Source organism: Kocuria sp. CPCC 205258 (assembly GCF_040981005.1).
Classification (GTDB): domain Bacteria; phylum Actinomycetota; class Actinomycetes; order Actinomycetales; family Micrococcaceae; genus Kocuria; species Kocuria rosea.
Genome location: NZ_JAVKPS010000002.1, coordinates 353451 through 375260, shown reverse-complemented (window position 1 = coordinate 375260; position 21810 = coordinate 353451). Strand labels below are relative to the sequence as shown.

At 72.8% G+C, this 21810-nt stretch carries 23 protein-coding genes; 7 read left to right on the top strand and 16 right to left on the bottom strand.

Annotated elements, in window-relative coordinates; genetic code table 11:
• Window positions 1–97: 97 nt before the first annotated feature.
• Window positions 98–1165, top strand: coding sequence for a spore photoproduct lyase family protein (locus RF644_RS05090; protein ID WP_368795654.1), 1068 nt, complete (start codon window positions 98–100; stop codon window positions 1163–1165).
• Between the two features lie 15 nt (window positions 1166–1180).
• Here RF644_RS05090 and RF644_RS05085 read toward each other — a convergent pair whose 3' ends face one another.
• From RF644_RS05085 to RF644_RS05055, 7 genes are all read right to left on the bottom strand, one after another.
• On the bottom strand, window positions 1181–1531 hold the full coding sequence (locus RF644_RS05085) for a hypothetical protein (RefSeq protein WP_017831774.1): 351 nt from the start codon (window positions 1529–1531) through the stop codon (window positions 1181–1183).
• 33 nt (window positions 1532–1564) lie between these two features.
• Window positions 1565–2080: a methylated-DNA--[protein]-cysteine S-methyltransferase gene (locus RF644_RS05080; RefSeq protein WP_368795653.1), complete on the bottom strand. Its 516-nt coding sequence runs from the start codon at window positions 2078–2080 to the stop codon at window positions 1565–1567.
• 9 nt (window positions 2081–2089) lie between these two features.
• Window positions 2090–2818 carry a hypothetical protein gene (locus RF644_RS05075; protein ID WP_368795652.1) on the bottom strand — a complete coding sequence of 243 codons (729 nt, stop codon included), beginning with the start codon at window positions 2816–2818 and terminating at the stop codon, window positions 2090–2092.
• Between the two features lie 34 nt (window positions 2819–2852).
• Entirely contained in the window at window positions 2853–3104 is a 252-nt protein-coding gene (locus RF644_RS05070) for a DUF3253 domain-containing protein (RefSeq protein WP_368795651.1), read from the bottom strand.
• A 61-nt stretch (window positions 3105–3165) separates the two neighbouring features.
• Entirely contained in the window at window positions 3166–4872 is a 1707-nt protein-coding gene (locus RF644_RS05065) for a DUF222 domain-containing protein (protein ID WP_368795650.1), read from the bottom strand.
• Window positions 4873–4977: 105 nt separating this feature from the next.
• Entirely contained in the window at window positions 4978–6078 is a 1101-nt protein-coding gene (locus RF644_RS05060; RefSeq protein WP_368795649.1) for an alkene reductase, read from the bottom strand.
• A gap of 175 nt (window positions 6079–6253) precedes the next feature.
• Complete coding sequence (locus RF644_RS05055; protein ID WP_368795648.1) at window positions 6254–7174, bottom strand: helix-turn-helix domain-containing protein; 921 nt, start codon at window positions 7172–7174, stop codon at window positions 6254–6256.
• A gap of 73 nt (window positions 7175–7247) precedes the next feature.
• On the opposite strand from RF644_RS05055, the gene RF644_RS05050 reads away from it, so the two are divergent.
• On the top strand, window positions 7248–7772 hold the full coding sequence (locus tag RF644_RS05050; RefSeq protein WP_368795647.1) for a VOC family protein: 525 nt from the start codon (window positions 7248–7250) through the stop codon (window positions 7770–7772).
• Between the two features lie 13 nt (window positions 7773–7785).
• On the opposite strand, the gene RF644_RS05045 is transcribed toward RF644_RS05050, so the two are convergent.
• The 6 genes from RF644_RS05045 to RF644_RS05020 all read right to left on the bottom strand — a co-directional run bounded on the left by RF644_RS05045 (window position 7786) and on the right by RF644_RS05020 (window position 12646).
• Window positions 7786–8226 carry a VOC family protein gene (locus tag RF644_RS05045; RefSeq protein WP_368795646.1) on the bottom strand — a complete coding sequence of 147 codons (441 nt, stop codon included), beginning with the start codon at window positions 8224–8226 and terminating at the stop codon, window positions 7786–7788.
• A 339-nt stretch (window positions 8227–8565) separates the two neighbouring features.
• Complete coding sequence (locus tag RF644_RS05040) at window positions 8566–8898, bottom strand: protealysin inhibitor emfourin (RefSeq protein ID WP_186374837.1); 333 nt, start codon at window positions 8896–8898, stop codon at window positions 8566–8568.
• 76 nt (window positions 8899–8974) lie between these two features.
• Complete coding sequence (locus RF644_RS05035; protein ID WP_368795645.1) at window positions 8975–10351, bottom strand: M4 family metallopeptidase; 1377 nt, start codon at window positions 10349–10351, stop codon at window positions 8975–8977.
• Window positions 10352–10371: 20 nt separating this feature from the next.
• Window positions 10372–10791 (bottom strand): hypothetical protein, encoded by a 420-nt coding sequence (locus tag RF644_RS05030; RefSeq protein ID WP_368795644.1) that lies wholly within the window; start codon window positions 10789–10791, stop codon window positions 10372–10374.
• Between the two features lie 129 nt (window positions 10792–10920).
• Window positions 10921–11748: a hypothetical protein gene (locus RF644_RS05025; RefSeq protein ID WP_368795643.1), complete on the bottom strand. Its 828-nt coding sequence runs from the start codon at window positions 11746–11748 to the stop codon at window positions 10921–10923.
• Between the two features lie 250 nt (window positions 11749–11998).
• Complete coding sequence (locus tag RF644_RS05020) at window positions 11999–12646, bottom strand: DUF6318 family protein (protein WP_368795642.1); 648 nt, start codon at window positions 12644–12646, stop codon at window positions 11999–12001.
• A gap of 224 nt (window positions 12647–12870) precedes the next feature.
• Between RF644_RS05020 and RF644_RS05015 the strand changes: the two genes are divergently transcribed.
• Genes RF644_RS05015 through RF644_RS04995 form a run of 5 tightly spaced genes read left to right on the top strand, consistent with a single transcriptional unit; the run spans window position 12871 to window position 18833 of the window.
• Window positions 12871–13575 carry an NUDIX domain-containing protein gene (locus RF644_RS05015; RefSeq protein WP_368795641.1) on the top strand — a complete coding sequence of 235 codons (705 nt, stop codon included), beginning with the start codon at window positions 12871–12873 and terminating at the stop codon, window positions 13573–13575.
• A complete protein-coding gene (gene nadA / locus RF644_RS05010) occupies window positions 13572–14867 on the top strand; it encodes a quinolinate synthase NadA (RefSeq protein WP_368795640.1) in 1296 nt (431 codons plus the stop codon). The genes RF644_RS05015 and nadA overlap by 4 nt, the downstream gene beginning before the upstream one ends.
• Entirely contained in the window at window positions 14864–16756 is a 1893-nt protein-coding gene (locus RF644_RS05005) for an L-aspartate oxidase (protein WP_368795639.1), read from the top strand. The genes nadA and RF644_RS05005 overlap by 4 nt, the downstream gene beginning before the upstream one ends.
• Window positions 16750–17661: a carboxylating nicotinate-nucleotide diphosphorylase gene (gene nadC / locus RF644_RS05000; RefSeq protein ID WP_368795638.1), complete on the top strand. Its 912-nt coding sequence runs from the start codon at window positions 16750–16752 to the stop codon at window positions 17659–17661. Before RF644_RS05005 ends, nadC begins: the two co-directional genes overlap by 7 nt.
• Before the next feature lie 2 nt (window positions 17662–17663).
• A complete protein-coding gene (locus tag RF644_RS04995; RefSeq protein WP_368795806.1) occupies window positions 17664–18833 on the top strand; it encodes a cysteine desulfurase family protein in 1170 nt (389 codons plus the stop codon).
• Between the two features lie 6 nt (window positions 18834–18839).
• Here the strand turns inward: RF644_RS04995 and RF644_RS04990 are convergent, their stop codons facing one another.
• From RF644_RS04990 to RF644_RS04980, 3 genes are all read right to left on the bottom strand, one after another.
• Entirely contained in the window at window positions 18840–19397 is a 558-nt protein-coding gene (locus RF644_RS04990) for a hypothetical protein (RefSeq protein WP_368795636.1), read from the bottom strand.
• A 147-nt stretch (window positions 19398–19544) separates the two neighbouring features.
• The gene (locus RF644_RS04985) at window positions 19545–19904 is read right to left on the bottom strand and encodes a hypothetical protein (protein WP_368795635.1); all 360 of its coding nucleotides are present in this window, start codon (window positions 19902–19904) and stop codon (window positions 19545–19547) included.
• A gap of 93 nt (window positions 19905–19997) precedes the next feature.
• Window positions 19998–21530, bottom strand: a complete 1533-nt coding sequence (locus RF644_RS04980; RefSeq protein WP_368795634.1) for a long-chain fatty acid--CoA ligase — start codon at window positions 21528–21530, stop codon at window positions 19998–20000.
• Between the last annotated feature and the right edge of the window lie 280 nt (window positions 21531–21810).

Genomic DNA, 21810 nt, shown 5'->3' with positions numbered 1-21810 from the left:
GTGCCATCCTGTCGGCCACCAGGTGTGAAGTCCACTGTCCATTCCCGGGGAGGACCCCGCGAACCCGCTGTCGGTGGCGGTTCCTAGACTCGTTCGCATGCCCCCGGAACTGCCCATGGTCGACATCACCCGCATCTACTACGAGGCGGCCGCCGCCGAGCTGCCCCGGGGGCGGCAGGTCCTCGAACGCTGGCCCGACGCCACCCTGGTGGAGGTCCCGAGCCACTGGCAGATCCCGGAGCTGCACGGGGACGAGACCAACGCGCGGCGGTGGGTGCGGATCAAGCGCGAGGCCCTGGTGCTGGGGGTCAAGAAGTCCCTGGCGGCGCGGCCCAACGGCCGGTCGGCGGACTTCATCGCGCCGTCCACGGCCAACGGATGCGCCATGGCGTGCGCCTACTGCTACGTCCCGCGCCGGAAGGGCTACAGCAACCCGGTGACGGTCTTCGCCAACATCGAGCAGATCACCGGCTACCTGGACCGGCACATCGGCCGGCAGGGCACCAAGCCGGAGCCCAACCAGTGCGACCCGGACGCGTGGGTCTACGACCTCGGGGAGAACAGCGACTGCTCGGTGGACGCCCTGCTCAGCGACAACGTGCAGGACCTCGTGGCCCTGTTCCGCCGCCACCCCACCGCCAAGGCGTCCTTCGCCACGAAGTACGTCAACCGGGAACTGCTGGACTGGGACCCGCAGGGACGGACCCGGGTGCGGTTCTCGCTGATGCCGGCGCACCTGGCCAAGCTCACGGACATCCGGACCACGCCGGTGCCGGAGCGGATCGCCGCCATCGACGACTTCGTGGCGGCCGGCTACGAGGTGCACGTGAACTTCTCGCCGGTGATCGTCACGGACACGTGGCTGGAGGACTGGGCCGAGCTCTTCGAGCAGCTCGACGACGGCCTGAGCGCGGCGGCCAAGGACCAGCTGGCCTCGGAGGTCATCTTCCTGACCCACAACGCCCAGCTCCACGAGGTCAACACGCAGTGGCACCCCAAGGCCGAGGAGGTGCTGTGGCGCCCGGACCTCCAGGAGACCAAGCGCTCCCAGAACGGGGCCCTCAACGTGCGGTACCGGTTCCGGGACAAGCAGCTGTACCTGGAGCAGTTCCTGGACCTGCTCCACGAGAAGCTGCCGTACTGCGACGTCCGCTACGCGTTCTGAGCCGGAGCCCGCGGGTCACGCCACCCGGGGGTCGTAGCCGTCCGACGGCCGGGAGACGGTGGTCAGCAGGAACACCGAGTCCTCCAGCGCCTCCACCGAGTGGCGAGAGTCGGTGAGGGACAGCAGCTCCCCTGCCGTGAGCTCCTCGGCGAGCTGGCCGCGCTTGAGCACCCGGACCCGACCGCGCAGCAGCTGGAGGGTGGCGGCGGGCGGGGAGACGTGCTCGGCGAGCTCCTTGCCGGCGCACAGCGCCATCATCGTCTGCCGCAGCACGCCGTCGTGGACCACGAGCTCCGCGCTGCGCCCGGCGCCGGAGGCACGCGCCTTGGTGAGATTGGCGGTGGCGAGGTCGTCGAGGCGGGTCATGGGTCCTCCTGGTGGCGCGTCAGCGGTACGGGTTCAGAGCAGCGCGCCCTCGAGGCGCAGCAGGTACTCCTTGCGTTCCATGCCGCCGGCGTAGCCGGTGAGCCGCCCGTTGGCGCCGATGATCCGGTGGCACGGGACCAGCAGGCTGACGGGGTTGCGGCCGTTGGCCGCCCCGACAGCCTGGGCCGCCCGGGGTGCCCCGACGGCGCGGGCCACCTGCCCGTAGGTGCCGGTCGTGCCGTACGGGATCTGCGCGAGGGCGTTCCACACGCGCACCTGGAACGGCGTCCCGTGGAGGACGACGTCGGCGTCGAACTCCTGCAGCCGTCCCGCGAAGTACTCGCCCAGCTGCTCACGGACGTGCGGGAGGAGGCTGTCGTCGCGCGCCCCGAAGGAGGTGGGGACCGGCCCCTGGCGTGCAGCCTCGACGGAGAGCGCCACGAGCGCCCCCGCCTCCTCCACGAGAGCCAGCGGGCCGATGGGCGACTCCACCACGGCGTGACGCCGGACGGTCGCGATGGTGGGCGCCGGGCTCAGTCTCAGTGCCATGGGCCGATTCTACGCCCGGCCCAGCGGCCTCCGCGGGGCGCGGGCCAGGGTGTAGGACGGCTCCCGCAGCCGGTAGGTCCACCCGTAGTTCTCGGCGCCCGTGGGGACGTTGAGCAGGGGGTCGAATCGTTCGTCGTCCCCGAACGGCGCTCCGGGACCGAGCTCGACCGTCCCGAAGCGCTGCCACGGCCCGAGCGGTGTGGCCCAGTGCAGACCGAGAACCCAGGGCTCGGCGGCGACCGACGCCCGGAAGAGGTCGGGGCGGGCCGGCAGGCGCTCCGTGCGCGGCTCGGGGTGGGCGGCGACCAGCACCGGGCCGCCGAGACCCCGGTAGGGCATGAAGGAGGCAAATGCGCCGTCCGGCACGTGCCGGTGGAAGGCCGGGACGAAGCGGGAGAACCGCCCCCCGCCGGCGGTCGCGAGGAGGATGTCGGCCCGGCCGTCGCTGCGGCCCTCCATCTGCCCGGAGGGCGGGACGGGGCAGCGCAGGGCGAGGCCCAGGATGTCCGGCCACCCCTGCGGGAAGCCGATCGAGCGGGAGAAACGGGCCCGCACAGGGTCCTCCCCGGCTTCGTCGATCCAGTGGATGCCACTGGTGCCGCCGCCCGTGCGGATCAGGACGCCCTCGAGCCCGACGCCCTCCGAGTGGATGGGCCGCTGGGGCCGGAACTGCTTGAGCAGGACGAACGGCGCCCGGGCGGCGGACCCGAGGAGGGCGCTGATGGGTGGGAACGTCATGACCCCCACGCTACCCGGGGGGCGCGCGCCCTGCTCAGCGGAGTCGGACGCGGATCGGCCCGCGGGCTGTCCGGCCATCGACCACGCGGCCCTGCTGGGTGATGTCCACGAGCCCGGCGTCGGCCATCCGGTACGCCTCCTGACGCACATCCTCCATCAGGTCCCGCCAGCCCTCGGCGGCCAGAGCGCGGGCGGCCTCGGAAGGACACACGGTCTTCCCGGACCCGCGGCGGCGGACCAGGTCGAGCAGCACCGAGCGCACCTTGGTGGGCGACGGGGTGGTCACGGGCAGCTCCTCCGTCTCACCGAGGTCTAGGGGCCAGGGGCCGGGCTCCGCCTCCAGGATGTCAGAACGGCGGCGGGTCGTCGGCCGGACCAGGCCGAGGAGCGGAGCGCGGGGCACAGCGCGGAGCGGGGACTGCGTCCGGGTGCGCAGCGGAGGCCGAGCCACGGTCACCCGCACGCTCCGGCTCCGGGCGCGGAGCGGGGACTGCGAGGAAGTACGGTGCGCGCTCCGGGACCGGATGGTGGTGCTCCTGCGGATAGGTCCGGTGGACCTGCCCTGCAGGCGAGGTCCACTCCAGCACCCCGTGGTCGTGCAGTTCAGGGGCCGGGCGCTCGGGGGCCACGTGCTCCACCCGCCACCGGCCCAGCGGACCGTCCTGGTGCTTGAGCAGGTGGTGGTGCCGGCACAGGTGTGCGAGGTTGTCCGCCGAGGTCCGGCCGCCGTCCGCCCAGGCGACGGTGTGGTCGAGGTCGCACCGCGACGCCCGGCGTCGACAGCCCGGGAAGCGGCACGTGCCGTCCCTGGCTCGCAGCCGGTGCTTGAGATCGGCGGGCACCGCATAGGTGTTGCGGTCCCGGTCCAGGACGGTCCCCGTGACGGGATGGGTGAGGATCCGTGACCAGGAGGGCGCGCGCGCCGCGATCCGCTCCGCGAGACCGACCGGGATGGGCCCGTAGCCCTCCAGCTCCGCACAGCGGGGCGTGCGCGGCAGGCCCTCGATGGAGCCTGGGGGCAACGTCCCGGCATTCTCGAGGAGCGCGAGCGCGGGAACGGTGACCGTCACGTGCCCGCGGATGCCGCGAAGGCGGTCGGGCAGGTCGGCGGGCTCGCCGTCGAGCAGGAGGTCCGCCAGCACGTCGGCGCGCAGCTGGGGCACCGTGCGGCGCTCCGGAGCCCCGGCGGCGGGAGCCGACGGTCCGCCGTCCGGGGCGCCCGCGGCGGACGACGCGGGCGACGCCGTGGCCGGGACCTGCGAGGGGAGGACCTCGGGCGGGACCGCGGGGACTGCCCGGTCGACCAGCGTGTCGAGGCGGTCCTGGATGGCGTGCGCGGTGGCCGAGTCCAGGAGGGCGCACAGCTGCGCCATGCCGTCCTCCCGGGGTTCGACCCACACGCGCCGGTCCCGCAGCGCCAGCCGGTGGCGCTGCTCCTCGGTCTCCCGCAGCAGACCTGCGCGGCGTCGGCGGGCGAGGGCGCGCAGCTGGGCCACGGTGCTGCCGGGGGCCCGGAGGAGCAGCTCGTCGACGATCCGCTGGACGGCCTGGACCGGCGCCCGCTGCTCCGGCGGGAGACCGGCGGCGTCCCACACCAGCTCGCGCCACAGCTCGACGAGCACCCCCGCCTGCCGGAAGCCCACCTGGCCCTGCTCGAGCGCCTCGAGGACCTCGGGCAGGGACTCCGCGAGCAGCACGGCGTCCTCGACACGGCGCAGCGCGGTGCCCGCGGGGAGCCGGAGGGCCGGACCGATCTCATCGGCCACGTCCCGCACCGTCTGCTCAGCAGGCTCGAGGGAGTGCGGGCCCAGCCGGTCCGCCTCGGGGCGCATCCAGAGCGCCTCCACCATCCAGCGCTGCTCCCGGGCCTCCTCCTGCAGCTGCCAGAGCCGGTGGAGCAGCCGGTACTGGCGCCCCGCGGCCCGGGCCTCCGCGCGGGACTCCTCGACCAGCGCCCGCACGCCGGCGGAGAACTCCTCGCCGATCTCGGCCAGGTCCGTCTCCTCCCGGAGGGCGTCCTCCAGGCTTCGCGGCGGAACGGCGGTGGCGGCCATGGTTCATGGTCCCCGCCGGATCCGACACGCTAAGACGTGACCCGGACCACCTCCGAGGGTCCCCGCGTCCCGCCCGGCAGAGCCGGGCGGGACGCGAGGAGTGGCTCAGGCCTGCGCGAACGGGTAGTCCGTGTAGCCCTCGGCGCTCTGCGTGTAGAAGGTCCGCGGGTCCGGCACGTTCTCCGGCAGACCCTCCGCCCAGCGCCGCGCCAGGTCCGGGTTCGCGATCGCCGGGCGCCCGACGACGACGCCGTCCGCCACGCCCTCCTCGATCAGCTGCACGCTCTCCTCCCGGGTGGTCGGGACGTCGCTGAAGCCGCTGTTGGCCAGGAAGGCGCCGCCGAAGCGGGTGCGCAGCCCCTGGACGAACTCCCCCGCCGGCTCCTTGTGCAGCACGGAGAGGTAGGCGAGGCCGAGGCCCCCGATGCCGTCGACGAGGGCGGCGTACGTGGCCCGGACGTCCTCGTGGTCCGTCTCCCAGGCGTCCTGGATGTTGTGCTCCGGCGAGATCCGCAGACCGACCCGCTCCGCGCCGACGGCCTCGGCCACGGCCCGGACCAGCTCGACCACGAAGCGGGCGCGGTTCTCGGGGGAGCCGCCGTACTCGTCGGTGCGCTGGTTGGCGCCCGGCGCGAGGAACTCGTGCAGCAGGTAGCCGTTCGCGCCGTGGATCTCCACACCGTCCAGGCCCGCCTCGATCGCGTTGCGAGAGGCCCGGACGAAGGACTCCACCACGCCCGGCAGCTCCTCGGCGGTCAGCGCGTGCGGCACGGGGTAGTCGGCCTTGCCCTGGTAGGTGTGCGTCTTCCCCTCGATCGCGAGAGCACTCGGGGCCACCGGCTGGGAGCCGCCGTTGATGTCCGGGTGCGTGACGCGCCCGGCGTGCATGACCTGCATGAACAGGCGGCCGTCGGCGGCGTGCACGCTCTCGGCCACCCGGCGCCAGCCCTCGACCTGCTCGGGCGTCTCGATGCCGGGCTGGTAGGCGAAGCCCTGCCCCACCACGTCGGGGTACGTGCCCTCGGTGACGATGAGGCCCATCGAGGCGCGCTGGGTGTAGTGCTCCACGTTGAGCTCGCCGGGGACGCCGTCCCGGCCGGAGCGCATCCGGGTGAGCGGCGCCATGACCAGGCGGTTCGGCAGCTCGAGGGAGCCGAGGGTGACGGGGGTGGACAGGGTGGAGTGCGGCACGGGGAGACCTTTCATCAGGGAACTGGTTCTTTCCGTGTCAACAGGAGATTCCCCGGAGTTATTTGCGCTCCGGCTGTCTCGTTCCTCACAGCTGGCGACAGTGATACCCCTTGGACGCCAACGGCACGCGGTGAACCACCAGCACCGCGCAGGTGTATCGCACGGGCCACGCCCCGGGTCCCGGGATTCCTCATCCGCCCTCCCGGCCGGACCGGGCGCGGCCGTAGCCGCGCGGAGTGGCGCCCAGCACCGACCGGAACTCCCGGGTGAGGTGGGACTGGTCCGAGAAGCCCAGCTCCGCGGCGAGCGCCCCGAGGTCCGCGGCCGGGTCCGCGCGCATCCGCTCGGCCGCCTCCTGGAGCCGACGACGACGGAGCAGCAGCTGGGGCGGCATCCCCACGAACCGGGCCGCGAGCCGCTGCAGCGAGCGTTCGGACACGTGCAGCTGCCGGGCCAGGTCGGCCGGGCTCCGCGCGACGGTCCCCGCCTCGAGGAGGTCGACCATGCGATTGGCCAGGGCGCCGTCCCGCGCCGCGGACGGGGGCACCGGCGCCGCCAGCGTCCGGACGTGGTCCGCGAGCAGGGCCGCCGCCCGCAGGTGCCGGCCGGCCGGATCGGCACCCGCGACAGCCCCCGCGGCGGCAGAGCGCAGCCCGGGCGCGCTGACGGACTCCGTTCCGCCGAGCGGATCCGCCGGACGCGCCCGCCGCCCGGCCGGGCCGACCCCCGCCATGGCCTCCGCGACGGCGGAGCGCAACCCGGGCGCACTGACGGGCGCGGACCCGTCGAGCAGGTCCGCCGGGTGCTCCGTGAACAGCAGGACCCCCGCCGGGCGCAGCAGCGCGCCGACCGCCCAGCCCCGGCCCGTGAGCACCCTGGTGGACGCACGGCTCGTGGGCCCGTGCAGCGCCACCCCGTCCGGTTCGACCACCACGTTGCTCGCCGGATAGCCCAGCACCAGCTGCTCGGCCCGCTCCCCCGCCGGCAGGTCCCACTCGGGGATCCACAGCTGCCGGACGAGGTGGGCGACGTCGTCGGGCGCGGGCAGGCGCACGACCGTGGCGTGCGGTCCCGGGGTGAGGTGGCCCCGCGTGGTGGGCGGCTCGCTCATGGCACGAGCGTAGTCACCCGAGGGTGGCGGGAATCTTCAAGACCGGCCGGCACCGGCTGCCTAGGCTCGGAGCATGAGCACAGAGCAGAACCTCCGTGGGGTCACCGGAGCACACACCACCGACGGGACGCCCCGGGGGTTCACGTCCCTGACCCCGTTCATCGCGGTGGTCGACGCGGCCGCGGCGCTCGACTTCTACACCCGCACCTTCGGGGCCACCCTCGTCGACCGCACCGACATGCCCGGGCCGGACGGGACTCCCGTCGTCGTGCACGCGACCATCGATCTCGGCGACGGACGGCTCCAACTGGGCGAGGTGAACCCCGACTTCCACCTCGTGGCCCCGCCCGCGGGCGACGACGACTGCTATTCGCTGGGCCTCTACGTCCCGGACGTCGACGACGTGGTGGCGCGTGCCGTCGCCGCCGGCGCCACCGTGCGCGAACCCGTCAGCACGTTCGTCTCGGGCGACCGCTACGGCAGCATCCGCGACCCGTTCGGCGTCCGCTGGTCGGTCATGACCCGGGTCGAGGACCTCTCCGAGGAGCAGAGCAGTGCCCGGGTCGCCGAGTGGGCGGAGTCCATGGGACAGGGGTGAGGCGCCGCGCGGCTCAGGCGTCCTGGGCGCCGGCGGCCGGGGCAAGAAGCTCCAGGGCGATGTCGTCCGGGTCGCGGAACTCCAGGATGTGGCCCACGCCGATGTCCTTGATCCCCTCGTGGGCGATCCCCAGGTCGTCCAGGACGACGACGGCGTCCCGGAGGTCGGCCTGCGACGCGACGGTGAAGCACAGGTGGTCCAGGCCCACCCGGTCCTCGTCGTGCCGGTCCCCGTCCGGCGCCACCGGCCGGAGGCCCAGGAGTCCACCGCCGAACCGGTAGATCACGCCTCCGAAGAGGAAGGACAGCTGGTCCTTCGTCTCCTGGTCGGCGTCCGCCGGGGGAGCCTCGAAGGCGACCGGGAAGCCGAAGACGGCGTCGTAGAAGGCGCGGGAGCGGTCGATGTCGGTGACCGTGAGCCGGACGTGGGCGTAGTCGGTGGCGCTGATGGGCACGGTGTTCTCCGGTGTCGTCGGGGTGGCGCTTCGAGCGGGACGTCCTGCGCTGCGCACCGGGATGCAGGGGCTGCTTCCGGTGCGCAGGACTCGCACTCTACGGGGCCCCGACCCTGCGGGCGAGGGTCCGGGCCCCGCGCGCGAACTCCTCGGACGCGCACGGGGTCCGGCCTCCGGGACGGGTCCCGGTCGCAGCTCTCCAACCCTCGACCGGGACCGCCAGCTTCTCCCTGTGTCCCGAGGATTCCCCCTCACACGGCTCAGCCAACCACCTCCTGCTGAACCCGAGCTGAAGCAGGTTTCCTGGGCGGTGACTCGGTGGTACCGCCCAGGTCCGTCTCACTGACCGCCGTCGGGCTCGCACCGGTCGGCGCAGTCGCGCAGCCGCGCCACGAGCTCCCGCGCCGCCGGGTCCTGGTCGAACTCGCTCACCACGAGTCGCCGGACGCCGGAGCTCTCCTGGACCTCGATCACGTAGGACTGCTGGTCGGCCGCTCCCTGACGGGTCGTCGGGGCGGTCGATCCCAGCCGGTGCGCCAGGACGGTCTCGAAGAGGTCGAGGAGCGCGTCCTGCTGCGCCCGGGGCAGGGACTCGGTCTCGAAGCTCCGCTCCACGGCCAGGCCGGGAAAGTACGCGAGGCCTCCCTCGAGGCGGTAGCTGACTCTCGCCATGGACGACACCGTCCCTCCGTCGGACGCGGATGGCCCGGACCGGGCCCGCGCGGGGACCGGCGGGGCCGGTGAGGAATCAGTTCCCGACTATACCCGCGGCGCCCTTCCGGGTCAGGCGCCAGCACCCGTCCGCTCCGTCGAACGTGGTCATGGCGCCCGTGGCGACGTCGCCCACCAATGTGCCTGCGTACCGGGCCGCACCGGCGTCGAAGGACAGGAGCAGGGTGCCGTCCTGCTGGTGCCACTGGCCGGACAGCTCTCCGCTGAACGAGCCGTTGTCGTGGAAGCTCAGATGCACCCGGGCGGAGGAGTCCGTGCAGCCCCAGCTGTACTGGAGCACCCACTCGTCCGCGAGGGCGCCCACGGACCGGGCCGCCTCGGGCGCGACCCCCACCTGCTGCCAGGCGTCCGCCACCACGGCCTGCTCCGCGGGTCCGAACAGGGCGGCGGCGTGCTCGATCGTGAGGCCCGCGAAGTCCTTGAACTGCGCGACCCACCGCAGGCGCCGCAGCTCGGGATCACGCATCGCGGCGTACCAGATCCGGCCGGCCCTGTCCCAGCTGTGGCCACCCAGTCCGGTCGCCGCGAGGCAGAACGCCCGGTTCGGGATGCCGGAGTTGATGTGCACCCCGCCGTTGTCGTCCAGGGTGTGCACGAAGCGGGACATGTGGTCCGGCTGCGGGTCCTTGCCGAGCACGTCGTCGTCGAACGCGGTGCCGGGTGCCTTCATCGAGCGGAGGCCCACCCCGTTGACGGCGCTCGTGAACAGGCCTGCACCGATGATCCAGTCGGCGTCCGCCGCCGTCTGGCGGGGAACGGCCACGTACTGCTTGACCATGGCCCCGATGACGTCGGAGAAGTGCTCGTTGAGCGCCCCGGACTGGTACATGTACAGCAGGTCGGACTCGTGCGTGGTGATGCCGTGCGCGAGCTCGTGCCCGATGACGTCCACGGCGGCGGTGAAGCGGTTGAAGTACTGGCCGTCGCCGTCCCCGAAGATCATCTGCCGGCCGTCCCAGGCCGCGTTGTTGTACTTCTCCTGGTAGTGCACCGTGCCGAGCAGGGGCATGCCGGCGTCGTCGAGGGAGTTGCGCCCGAAGACCTCCTGCAGGAGGTCGAACGTGGAGCCCAGCCCGTCGTAGGCCTCGTCCACGGCGGGGTCCCCGCTGGCGGGGGCTCCCTCCGAGCGCACGAGCGTCCCCGGGAGCTCCGCGGTGTTGCCGGCCGAGTGGACCTTCCGCTCCCTGTGGGCGGTCGGCTGCGCCGCGACGGCCCGAGCGGTGAGGTCCGCGATCAGCCGTTCCGCCCGGACCGTGGTGTCCACGGCCAGCGCGGCCAGGGCGTTCCTGCGGGTCTGCTCGTCCCCGTGCACCGCCATCTGCTCGTGCACGTACGGCGGGATCACCCCGCAGAACGCTCCGTGCCGGTGTCCGTGTCCGTGGTCCGTGGTCATCGCTTCCCCACCTCTCCGCATCAGATCCGGTTGCCCGCGGCGTCCAGCTCACCGGGCGCCGTCCCCGGGCCGTCCGGCGCACCGGGCGCCGTCCCCGCGGAGTCCAGCCTCCGCCCGGCGACGTCCGCCGGCTGCCCGGCGCTGCTGTCTGCGGACCCCGGCCCGCCGGCGGATCCCTGCCTGGCCAGGTACCAGCAGCCGCCGGGAGAGCCGTCGAAGGAGGACATCGCCCCTGCTCCCGCCGTGCCGGTGACCGTGCCGCCGTACTGGGCGGGGCCCTCGGCGAAGCGGAGCAGCAGGGTGCCGTCCTGCTGCCGCCAGGCGCCGGAGAACCCGCCGCCCGAGAAGGTGCCGTCCGGCTCGAACACGAGACCCACCCTGCCGTAGTCGTCGGTGCAGCCCCAGCTGAAGTGGAGCACCCACGGACCGGAGATCGTCACTGTTCCGCCCCTTTCCTCGCCCGGCGCACGAGCACCGGCGGGACCGCTGACCGGGCGCTCCGGGAACCGGAGAACCATGTGCAACGATCATCCCACCAGGATCCGACGGCGTACCGGCCGGCGCGGAAATCAGCAGCCGGTGCCCTGCGGGTTCTCGAAGCAGTCGTCCGCGTAGTTGCGCACCGTGGAGCGCCAGACGCTGATCGGCACGGGCGCGCTCACGACGTCGTTGAGCCCCGCCACGGGCAGCCATGGTCCACCCGCCACGGAGTACTCGCCGGAGAACCAGGTGGTGAGCGAGACGGCGTAATCGCCGGTCTCCGTGTAGACGTGACTGGTGTCGGTCTCCACGTCCCACGCCCCCTCCGCGAGCGGTGCGCCGCTGAGCTCGGTCGGCCCGAGCGCGGTCCCGTCGCCGTAGTCCCATGCGTACTGGACCGGCACGGCGCGCACCTCGACCGGGAAGCCACCCAGCTCGGTGCTGAACTGCTGGGGTCGGGCCTCCGCCCAGACGTTGGTGTGCATGCCCCGCAGCGTGTCGGGCGCGGGCTGGACGGCACTGGCCGCGGGCGCGACGGCGAGCGTCCTGAAGTCCTGCAGGGTGAAGGTCGGCAGCTCCACGACCTCCTCGCCGCCCTCCGCCTCGGCGACCGCCACGCACATCGGCTCGCCCCACGGCGTGCTGGGCCCCTCCCCCTGCCGGACGACGACGTTCATGTAGACGCCCTCCCCACCGTCGGCCGTGGTGCAGTCCCGCTCCGCCAGGCAGTCCTCGAGGATGTCACCCGTCCGGTTGGTGCACGGGTTCTGCAGGCCGAACGTCTGCTGCTTCGACTGCGCGATGGTGTCCGGGTTGAACGGCCGGTCGACGCCCTGGTCGCTCAGGTACTGGCGGAGGGCCTTCTGAAAAGCGGGGTCCTCGTCCGGGTCGTAGTCGACCGGGGCTGCAGCTTCCACTTCTTTCGCGGATACATCGGAGGGGATGGCAAGCGACGAACGATACTCATCCTTAATTTCGAGGTGAATGTCATTCTTCTTGGCACGCGCATAGGATGAAGCGCCCGACGAAAGCTCCCTGCCGCGGTTGATGGAATCCAACGAATCCAATTCGTCGCCCGTTTCCGCATTTGCTGAAATCGGAAACGCCAACAAGCTCACATATAAGACTGTGGCAACTACAGGAGGTTTCATTCGGAACCCATACATTTTAGCTCCCCGACAAAGGGGCCATAGTAATGTAGATCCATGCTTGGTCCTGGTAGTCGAGGTATACGAGTAGCGGGTCGTCAGAGTTTGGATCCGGTTCGACCGTATCGACTAGCCCCTGATCTCCGACAAGTCGCACCTCATCATTCTTGTATTTGACCACGGGCTTATAAATTCCATCCGTAGCCCGCTGCACGACAGAATCCTGCACTTCAAATACTTGTCGCCCGCCAGTTAACCACTGGTTAGCTTTGTACGCGAGTTCAACTTCAGATAGCTCGTCAAGGCAAACCTCGCAGTGCGGACTGATGATGGCCCGTGCATATGAGGTGTCACCGGTCTGGTACGCGTACCACATGGCGTCGGACCAGTAGTCGAGGAAGGCCTGCGCCCCGTCCCGGGACTCCTCCTTCGCCAGGTCCGGCATGACGGGCTTCGGCACGTTCTGCGCGGGCCCGTCGAGCGAGGCCGGCACGTAGTCGGCGGGGGTGGCGTCCGGACCAGGCTCCGATGAGCTCGCCGCAGCCGATGAGGCAGTGCTGGAGGGGGACGCCGCGGCGCCGTCGTCGTCGGGACCGCATCCCGTGAGGAGCAGTGCCGCCAGGACGACGCCCCCGACCACCGTGCCGACTGGGTTGGACCGCACCATGAAGTTCCCCGCTTCGCTCTGCCACGGCCGGACGGGCCGGCTGGATGGGTCAGATGGTAAGCGCCCCCCACTGTGCGCGAGCAACCCCTGTGGACATGCTGAAACCCGCGTTTTCATGGGGCCTGGTCAGCGGCACCATGGTCACGACTTCGTTAATGTCACTCCGACTTGAACAGTGTTATAGTCGCTGCAACCAGAAGCCACTGGACGTGAGGGAGGTGACGATGACCGCGCAGAACGTGGAACTGGCGGTGTCGACCGTCATCTTCGCCGCCCGCGACACCGGCCCCGGCGGCGGCAAGGAGCTCTGGCTGCCCCTCGTCCGCCGCATCCGCGACCCCTTCCGGGGGATGTGGGCCCTGCCCGGCGGACCGCTCCAGCCGCACGAGGACCTCGAGGCCTCCGCCGCCCGGTCCCTGCAGCTCACCACCGGTCTGCAGCCCGGCTACCTCGAGCAGCTCTACGCCTTCGGCGGCCTGACCCGCTCGGCGAACGCCGAGGAGCGCGTCGTCTCGATCGTCTACTGGGCCTCGATCCGTACCGACCAGACCTCCGACCTCCACGCCGACCTCAACGTCACGTGGATGCGCACCACCGAGCTGCCGCCGCTGGCATTCGACCACAGCGACATCGTGGACTACGCCCTCTACCGGCTGCGCAACAAGATCACCTACAGCCGCGTGGCCCACTCCTTCCTCGGCGAGACCTTCACCCTCGCCGCCCTGCGGGAGGTGCACGAGGCGATCCTCGGCACACCCCTGGACCCGGCCAACTTCCGGCGCCAGGTGCTCGCATCCGGCGCCGTCCTCGACACCGGCACCCGCCTGGAGGGCACACGTCATCGCCCACCCCGGCTCTACCGCTACAACCACGACCTCGACCTCGCCGACCGCACCCCGGCCGGCCGCAGCACCCAGGAGCAGACATGACCTCCGTCGCCACCCGCATCGACCTGCTGACCGAGAAGCCGGCCGGCCTGCCGGGAACCGCCCCGGCCCCGAGCACGTGCAGCACCGACCTCTCCGCGAACCCCTGGGACTTCGCGCCCGCCGTCTCCGCCGGTTACGGCCCCGGGGCCTCCGAGGACGACGTGGTGCCCACCGGCGCCCCCGCCCAGCCCGTGATCCCCGAGGAGTACCAGCGTGCCTCCGCCGAGGAGCTCGACCGGCGGATCACCGCCGCCAAGGCGACCCTCGGCGAGCGCGTGGTGGTGCTCGGGCACTTCTACCAGCGGGACGAGATCGTCAAGCACGCCGACTTCCTCGGCGACTCGTTCCAGCTGGCCCGCGCCGCCAGGAGCAAGCCGGAGGCCGAGGCGATCGTGTTCTGCGGCGTGCACTTCATGGCCGAGACCGCCGACATCCTCTCCGGCGAGCACCAGTCCGTGATCCTGCCCAACCTCGCCGCCGGCTGCTCCATGGCGGACATGGCCGACGAGGACTCCGTCGAGGAGGCCTGGGAGCAGCTCATGGACGTCCTCGGGGAGACCGACGACGACGGCCGGCAGACCGTGGTCCCCGTGACCTACATGAACTCCTCCGCGGCGCTCAAGGCGTTCTGCGGCCGGCACGGCGGCATCGTGTGCACCTCCTCCAACGCCGCGACCGTCCTGGAGTGGGCCTTCGAGCGCGGCCGGCGGGTGCTGTTCTTCCCGGACCAGCACCTGGGCCGCAACACCGCCAAGGCCATGGGGATCCCGCTCGAGCGGATGCCGATGTGGAACCCCCACAAGGACCTCGGCGGGAACACCGCGCAGGACCTGCAGGACGCCGAGGTGATCCTCTGGCACGGCTTCTGCTCCGTGCACCGCCGCTTCACCGTGGCCCAGATCGAGAAGGCCCGCACCGAGCACCCCGGCGTGCGGGTGATCGTGCACCCCGAGTGCCCCATGCCCGTGGTCGACGCCGCCGACGAGAACGGCTCCACCGACCACATCCGCAAGGCCGTCGAGGCCGCCGAGCCCGGCAGCGCCTTCGCGATCGGCACCGAGATCAACATGGTCAACCGGCTCGCCGACCAGCACCCCGAGCACACGATCTTCTGCCTGGACCCGGTGATCTGCCCGTGCTCCACGATGTACCGGATCCACCCCGGCTACCTCGCGTGGGTGCTCGAGGAGCTCGTGGCCGGGCACGTGATCAACCGGATCTCCGTGGACGCCGCGACCGCCCGGGACGCCGAGGTGGCGCTCGAGCGGATGCTGGCGGCGCTGCCGCGGTGAGCACGAACCCGGCACCGCGCGTGCTCGTGGTGGGCAGCGGCATCGCCGGCCTCACCGCGGCCCTGGGCGCCGCGGGCCACGGTCTCGACGTGACGCTGCTGAGCAAGGACGCCCTCGACGAGACCGGCACGGCCCGCGCGCAGGGCGGGATCGCGGCCATGACGGCCGCGCTCCCGGCCGGCCAGCCCCGCGACTCCGAGGAGCTGCACGTCCAGGACACCCTCGCCGCGGGGGCGGGGACGTGCGACGACGACGCCGTGCGCGTCCTCGTGCGCGACTCGGCGGCCGCGATCGACGAGCTCGTGGCGCGCGGAGTGGCCCTCGACCGCGCGGCCGGACCGGACTCCCCCTGGCTCGAGGGTCTCGAGGGCGCCCACTCCGTGCCCCGGATCCTGCACGCCGGCGGCGACGCGACCGGCCGCGAGATCCAGCGCGCCCTCCTCGCCGCCGCGCTGGCGGCCGAGGCCGCGGGGCGTCTGACGGTCCTGCGGCACACCATGCTGGTCGACCTCGTGCTCGGCCCCGGCGGCCGCGCGGCCGGGGCCCTCGTCCTGGCGGGTCCCGGGGACCGGCTCCGCGAACTGGCCGCGGACGCCGTGGTGCTCGCGACCGGCGGAGCCGGACAGCTCTACCCCCACACCACCAATCCGGCCGTGGCCACCGGTGACGGCATCGCCGCGGCCTTGCGGGCGGGCGCCGCCGTGGCGGACCTGGAGTTCGTGCAGTTCCACCCGACCGCCCTCGCCGCCCCGGGCTGCTTCCTGGTCTCCGAGGCCGTCCGCGGCGAGGGCGCGGTGCTGCGGGACAGCACGGGCCGGCGCTACCTCGAGGACGTGCACCCGCGCGCGGAGCTCGCCCCCCGCGACGTGGTGGCCCGCGAGAACGTCCGCCGGTCCCTGGCCCAGGGCGGCCGGCCGGTCCTGCTCGACTGCACCGGACTGAGCCCGTCCGGCCCCGGCCCGCACGGGGGCGGCACGACCGCCGAGTTCCTCGCCCGGCGCTTCCCCACGATCGACGCCGCCCTGCGGGCCCACGGCCTCGACTGGTCCCGCGAACCGGTCCCGGTCACCCCGGCGGCCCACTACCTGATGGGCGGCATGGCCACCGACGGCCTCGGCCGCACCACCGTCCCGGGGCTCTACGCGGTGGGCGAGTGCGCGGCCACGGGCGTGCACGGCGCCAACCGGCTGGCCTCCAACTCGCTGCTGGAGGGCGCCGTCTTCGGGGCCCGCGTGGCCGACGCACTGCAGGCGGACGCGCTGCGCACGGACGCGCCGGGGACCGGCCGAGCGGCCGACGACGCCCCGGCGCGCCTCGTCCTGTCCGGCCGCGCCGAGATCCTGCCGGCGGCCGGTCGTTCCGGGATCGCGGCCGCCCGGTCCCGGAGCACTGCGTCCTTCGACAGGGACGCCGTGCCGTTCGACAAGGACACCGAGCCGGTCGACGGAGAGGCTGTGCCGGTCGACGGGGACACCGAGCGGCTCGACGGGAGTGCCGTGCCGGCCGACGGGAACACCGTGCCGTTCGACCGCGAGCAGTTCCAGGAGGCCATGTGGGCGGGCGCCGGCGTCCTGCGCGACCGTTCGCGGCTCGAGGCGCTGGCCGGGCGGCTGGCCGGCTTCCGCCCACCCGCCGGTCTCTCCCGCCGTGCGGTCGAGGACCGGAACCTGCTGACCGTGGGACGCGCAGTGACCGCCGCGGCCCTGCACCGCACCGAGTCCCGGGGCGCCCACTTCCGGGAGGACTTCCCGGCGCCCGATCCCGCCCGGGCGCGGCGCACGTTCTGGCGCCTGGACTTTACCCCGGATGAGGCCACTGTTCCGGCGCTGATCAGTGCACATACTTCCATCGACATGTTCGACCTACCGGAGAGGATCCCCGCATGCTGACCCGAGCCGCCATCACCGAGGTCGTGGAGCGGGGGCTCGCCGAGGACGCGCCCTGGGGCGACATCACCTCCGAGCACCTCATCCCCGTCGGCACCACCGCCCGGGCCGAGCTCGTGGCGCGCGAGGCCGGCGTCTTCTCCGGCGGACAGGTCTTCGCCGCGACGTTCGCCGCCGCGGACCCCGCGGTGGCCGTCGAGCTGGTCTCCGGCGAGGGCGACCGCTTCGAGGCCGGGGACACCCTGGCCGTGGTGACCGGTCCCGCCCGGGCCGTGCTGACCGGCGAGCGCGTGGCCCTGAACCTGACCCAGCGGATGTGCGGGATCGCCACCCTGACCGCCCGCTACGTCGCCGCCGTCGAGGAGACGGTCGCCCGCGTGGAGCAGGCTGCGAACCTCCCGTCCGGCACGATCACCCGCACCCGGGTGGCCGACACCCGCAAGACCACCCCGGGGCTGCGGGCGCTCGAGAAGCACGCCGTGCTCAGCGGGGGCGGGCACAACCACCGGCACTCCCTCTCGGACGCCGTGATGGCCAAGGACAACCACCTGGCCCTGCTCACGGCCGACGGCACCGACCTGACCGGCGCCCTGCGGCAGCTGCGCCGTCGTCTCCCCCACACGGTGCACCTCGAGGTAGAGGTGGACCGGCTCGACCAGATCGAGGCGGTCCTGGCCGGCGGCGCGGACACGATCCTGCTCGACAACTTCTCGCTGGACGACCTCGTGAGCGGCGTGGCGATCATCGACGGCCGGGCGACCGTCGAGGCCTCCGGCGGCGTGAGCCTGGAGACCGTCGGGGACATCGCGGCCACCGGGGTGGACGTCATCTCGGTGGGCGCGCTCACCCACTCCGCCCGCAACCTGGACCTGGGCCTCGACATCGGGCTCGGCACCGGGACGGGATGACGGTGCTGTACCTCGACTCGGCCGCCACCACCCCCGTCCGGCGGGAGGTCCTGGAGGCCATGTGGCCCTGTCTCACGCAGGAGTTCGGCAACGCCTCGAGCCACCACGAGGCGGGCCGGCGGGCGCTGGCCGGGCTGGACCGGGCCCGCGGGACGGTCGCGCAGGTGCTGAACTGCCGGCCCGCCGAGGTCGTGTTCACGTCCGGCGGGACCGAGGCCGACAACCTGGCCGTCAAGGGCATCGCCCTGGGCCGCCGGGACCGGGACCCCGCGCGCACGCACGTGGTGACGAGCGCCGTCGAGCACCACGCCGTGCTCGACTCCGCCCGGGACCTGGCCCGCTGGGACGGCTTCGACGTCACCGAGCTGGGCGTGTCCGCCGAGGGGTTCGTGGACCCCGCCGCCCTGGAGAGGGCTGTTCGTCCGGGCACCGCAGTGGTATCCGTGATGCATGCGAACAACGAGACGGGTACGGTCCAGGCGATCGCCGACCTGGCTGCGGTGGCTCGGGCGCGGGACGTCCCGTTCCATACGGATGCGGTCCAGACGGCCGGGTCGCTGGAACTGGACGTACAAGCGCTCGACGTGGCGGCGCTGAGCCTCGCCGGGCACAAGATCGGGGGGCCCAAGGGCGTGGGAGTGCTGTTCCTGCGCCGCGGGACCCCCCTGCGCCCGCTGCTGAGCGGCGGCGGGCACGAGCGCGGCCGGCGCTCCGGGACCTCGAACGTGGCCGGCGCCGTGGGTCTCGCCACCGCCCTGCGGCTCGCCGCGGAGGAGCGCCCGGACCGGGCGGCCCGGCTCGCCGCCCTCCGGGACCGGCTGATCACCGGGATCCTGTCCGCGGTCCCGTCGGCCGTGCTGACCGGTCCGGACCCCAGGGAGCGGCCGGCGGCGCGGCTGCCCGGCAACGCCTCGTTCTGCTTCCCCGGCGTCAACGGCGAGACGGTCCTGGTGGACCTGGAGGCCCGCGGGCTGCTCGTCTCCTCGGGCTCGGCCTGCGCGGCCGGGGACACCGAGCCCTCCCACGTGCTGACCGCCATGGGCTTCCCCGCCGAGGTCGCCACCACCGCGGTCCGGTTCACGCTGTCCGCCGAGGTCACCCCGGAACAGGTGGACGGGATCGTGGCGGCGGCCCGGGACGTCGTCGAGCGGCTGGTCGCGGCGCGCGGCTGAACGCGCTCAGCCGACCGGGACCGGGAGCGCGACCGGCACCGGGTGCTGCACCCCGGCGTGCACGACCGCCAGGACAGGCTCGCCCTTCTGCTCCGCGCTCCGCGAGCTCTCCGGCACCAGGACCCACGAGGGGTCCGGGCAGGAGTGGGGCGCGGGGCCCTCGGGAACCGCGCTCGAGGCGCCCCGGCCGTCGAAGCCCTCCAGCCGGAAGCCGACGACCGTCCGCCACCACAGGGTGCTCTGCGTGCTCGCGATCCCCCGGGTCTCGGTGATCACCAGGTCCGTCCGCCGCGTCAGGACCTCGGCGGTCCCCGGCTGCATGCACTCCCACGAGATCTCGGTCACCGACTCGGTCTCCGCCACGAACTCGAGCGAGGCCGCGTTGGCCTGCAGCGTCTCGTCGTCCCAGCCGAGCGCGGCCCGGGCGTCGGCGGCGGTCACGAAGCCGGTGCCGTCCTCGTGGAGCTGCGTGGCCGCCCAGGCCGGCGCCGCCAGCCCGATCGACACCCCCGCCGCCGCGAGAGCCGCCAGTACCACGATGACCTTGTGCATGTGCTTCCCCATTCCCCTGTCCCCCGACACCGGGGACGCGCTCCCGGATCGTTTTTCCGAACGCTAATGCAGGCACGGGGGGCCGATCCAGCGGCGTGACCCATCTGTGACCCCCCGTCCGACCTGCGACGACACATGCGGTGCCGCGCAACGCGCCCCTTAGGCCGCTTCCTCCCGCTCGGTGGGCACCGGGTGCGCCGCTCCGTCGTGGACGACCTCGAGGGCAGGCCCCTCGTGCACCTGCGCCCGTTCGGTGGACCGGGGCACCCGGGACCAGGCCCCGTCCTGGTCCCCGCCCCCGTTCCCCGGGCAGGCGTCGAGGTCGGGGCCCTCGACCACGGAGACGGACACGGCGTCCTCGGCGAAGCCCTGCAGCTCGAAGCCCATTACGGCACCCGTCACCGAGCTCCGCTGCACGGTGGCGACCAGGTCCGCCCGGGCGGTCGTCGTCGTCCGCCGCTCCTGCACGGCCACGGCGCCGGTGAGCTCCTGGACGCACTCCCACGACGCGGTGGCCACGGTGACCGTCTCCGCGACGAGGTCCAGCTCCGCGGCGGAGGTCTGCAGCCGGTCGTTGGTCCAGCCCGGACGGCGCGCGACCGGTCCCGCGCCTCAGCCGGCGGCCTGCTCGCGCAGGACGTTCTTGCGGATCTTGCCGGACGCGGTGCGGGGCATCTCGTCCACGAGGCTCAGCGTCTTGGGCACCTTGTAGCGGGCCAGCCGGCCGGCCAGGTGCTCCTGGATCGTCCCCGCGGTGAGCTCCTGCCCCTCCCGGGGCACGACGACGGCGTGCGGCACCTCGCCCCACTTCTCGTCGGGCACGCCGATGACCGCCACGGCGGCCACCTCCGGCAGCTCGAGGATGGCCGCCTCGACCTCCGCCGGGTAGATGTTCTCCCCGCCGGAGATGATCATGTCCTTGATCCGGTCCGCGACGAACAGGTAGCCGTCCTCGTCCAGGTAGCCCAGGTCCCCGGAGTGGAACCACTCCCCCTCGAAGGACCCCGCCGCGTCGGGGCGGTTCCAGTACTCCCGGATGACGTTGGGCCCCGAGAGCAGGATCTCCCCCGCCTCGCCGGGAGCCGCGGGCTCCCCCGCCGCGTCCACGATCCGCACGTCGGAGAAGAAGTGCGGCAGCCCGGAGGAGCCGGCCTTCTCGCGGGACTTCGCGGCGGGGAGGTTGGTGGCGCCCGGGGAGGTCTCCGTCATGCCGTAGCTGGCGGTGAAGGCCAGTCCCCGGCTCTCGTAGGCGTCCAGGACCCGCATGGGCACCGCGGAGCCGCCGCAGGTGAGCTTGCGCAGGGAGGAGAGGTCCGTGGCGTCCCAGTCCGGGTGCTCGCACAGCATCTGGTAGGTGGTCGGCACCCCGGAGAGCCAGGTGACGCGGTGCCGCTCGATGAGCTCCAGCACCCGGCCGGGCACGAACTTGGACTCGAGCACCAGCGTGGCGCCCTTCAGCAGCGTCGGCAGCACCCCCATCCCGAGCGAGGCCACGTGGAACATCGGGGAGATCATGAGCGCGACGTCGTCGGCCGCCACGTCGTAGTCGACCAGGACGTTGAAGCAGTTCCAGGTGAAGTTGCCGTGGGTCAGGCAGGCGCCCTTGGGCCGGCCGGTGGTCCCGGAGGTGTAGAGGATCACGGCGAGGTCGTCCAGGCCCACCGGGACGTCCTCCGTCCAGGGCTCGGCCGCCGCGATCACCGTCCCGAGGGCGGGGACCCCGTCCGCGCCCTCCCCGGCCGCGTCCTCCCCGGCCACGACCCAGCGGACCACGTCCGGCAGGTCCCGGGCGGCCGGTGCGGCCAGGCCCGTCAGGGCGGCGTCGTGGATCAGCACCGAGACGTCCGCGTCCTCGAGCTGGTAGCGGATCTCGGGGACGGCCAGGCGCGTGTTGAGGGGGACGAGCACCGCGCCGAGCGCTCCCGCGGCGAACATCGCCTCCAGGAAGGCCGGGCTGTTCTCCCCGAGGAACGCCACCCGGTCCCCGGGGCCCACGCCCCGGCCGGACAGGGCCGTCGCGAGGCGCCGGGACCGGTCGTGCAGCTCCCGGTACGTCAGCGTGCGCTCGCCGTGGATCACGGCCGTCCTGGGCCCGGACTTCTCGAGCCTCCGGACGAGCCAGGATCCCAGTCCCTGATTGCGCATGCGATCGTCTCCTCAAACAGTCGTCAAAGCCAATAGTTGAAAAGTTCCACTATTAGCTTCCAGCGTAGAGAGAGCTGGATCACATTGTCCAGACCCCGGGCGAACTCGGCCCCACAGGACACACTCACTTAGGTCATCTTCTCAATGGTTGACATCTTCAATTGATTGCTGTTCCAATGGTCGCACTGTGAGTCGGCCCACACCACCGCCCGGACGCACCCGAGGACCGGGGCCGGCCCGTCCGCCGCACCGGAGCCCCGTCCCGGCGGCACACCCACTC

Bases quoted from the DNA above. Each gene is read 5' to 3' on its own strand.
- RF644_RS05090 (WP_368795654.1), top strand. From the start codon at position 98: ATGCCCCCGGAACTGCCCATGGTCGACATCACCCGCATCTACTACGAG.
- RF644_RS05085 (WP_017831774.1), bottom strand. From the start codon at position 1,531: ATGACCCGCCTCGACGACCTCGCCACCGCCAATCTCACCAAGGCGCGT.
- RF644_RS05080 (WP_368795653.1), bottom strand. From the start codon at position 2,080: ATGGCACTGAGACTGAGCCCGGCGCCCACCATCGCGACCGTCCGGCGT.
- RF644_RS05075 (WP_368795652.1), bottom strand. From the start codon at position 2,818: ATGACGTTCCCACCCATCAGCGCCCTCCTCGGGTCCGCCGCCCGGGCG.
- RF644_RS05065 (WP_368795650.1), bottom strand. From the start codon at position 4,872: ATGGCCGCCACCGCCGTTCCGCCGCGAAGCCTGGAGGACGCCCTCCGG.
- RF644_RS05060 (WP_368795649.1), bottom strand. From the start codon at position 6,078: ATGAAAGGTCTCCCCGTGCCGCACTCCACCCTGTCCACCCCCGTCACC.
- RF644_RS05055 (WP_368795648.1), bottom strand. From the start codon at position 7,174: ATGAGCGAGCCGCCCACCACGCGGGGCCACCTCACCCCGGGACCGCAC.
- RF644_RS05050 (WP_368795647.1), top strand. From the start codon at position 7,248: ATGAGCACAGAGCAGAACCTCCGTGGGGTCACCGGAGCACACACCACC.
- RF644_RS05040 (WP_186374837.1), bottom strand. From the start codon at position 8,898: ATGGCGAGAGTCAGCTACCGCCTCGAGGGAGGCCTCGCGTACTTTCCC.
- RF644_RS05035 (WP_368795645.1), bottom strand. From the start codon at position 10,351: ATGACCACGGACCACGGACACGGACACCGGCACGGAGCGTTCTGCGGG.
- RF644_RS05020 (WP_368795642.1), bottom strand. From the start codon at position 12,646: ATGGTGCGGTCCAACCCAGTCGGCACGGTGGTCGGGGGCGTCGTCCTG.
- RF644_RS05015 (WP_368795641.1), top strand. From the start codon at position 12,871: ATGACCGCGCAGAACGTGGAACTGGCGGTGTCGACCGTCATCTTCGCC.
- nadA (WP_368795640.1), top strand. From the start codon at position 13,572: ATGACCTCCGTCGCCACCCGCATCGACCTGCTGACCGAGAAGCCGGCC.
- nadC (WP_368795638.1), top strand. From the start codon at position 16,750: ATGCTGACCCGAGCCGCCATCACCGAGGTCGTGGAGCGGGGGCTCGCC.
- RF644_RS04990 (WP_368795636.1), bottom strand. From the start codon at position 19,397: ATGGGGAAGCACATGCACAAGGTCATCGTGGTACTGGCGGCTCTCGCG.
- RF644_RS04980 (WP_368795634.1), bottom strand. From the start codon at position 21,530: ATGCGCAATCAGGGACTGGGATCCTGGCTCGTCCGGAGGCTCGAGAAG.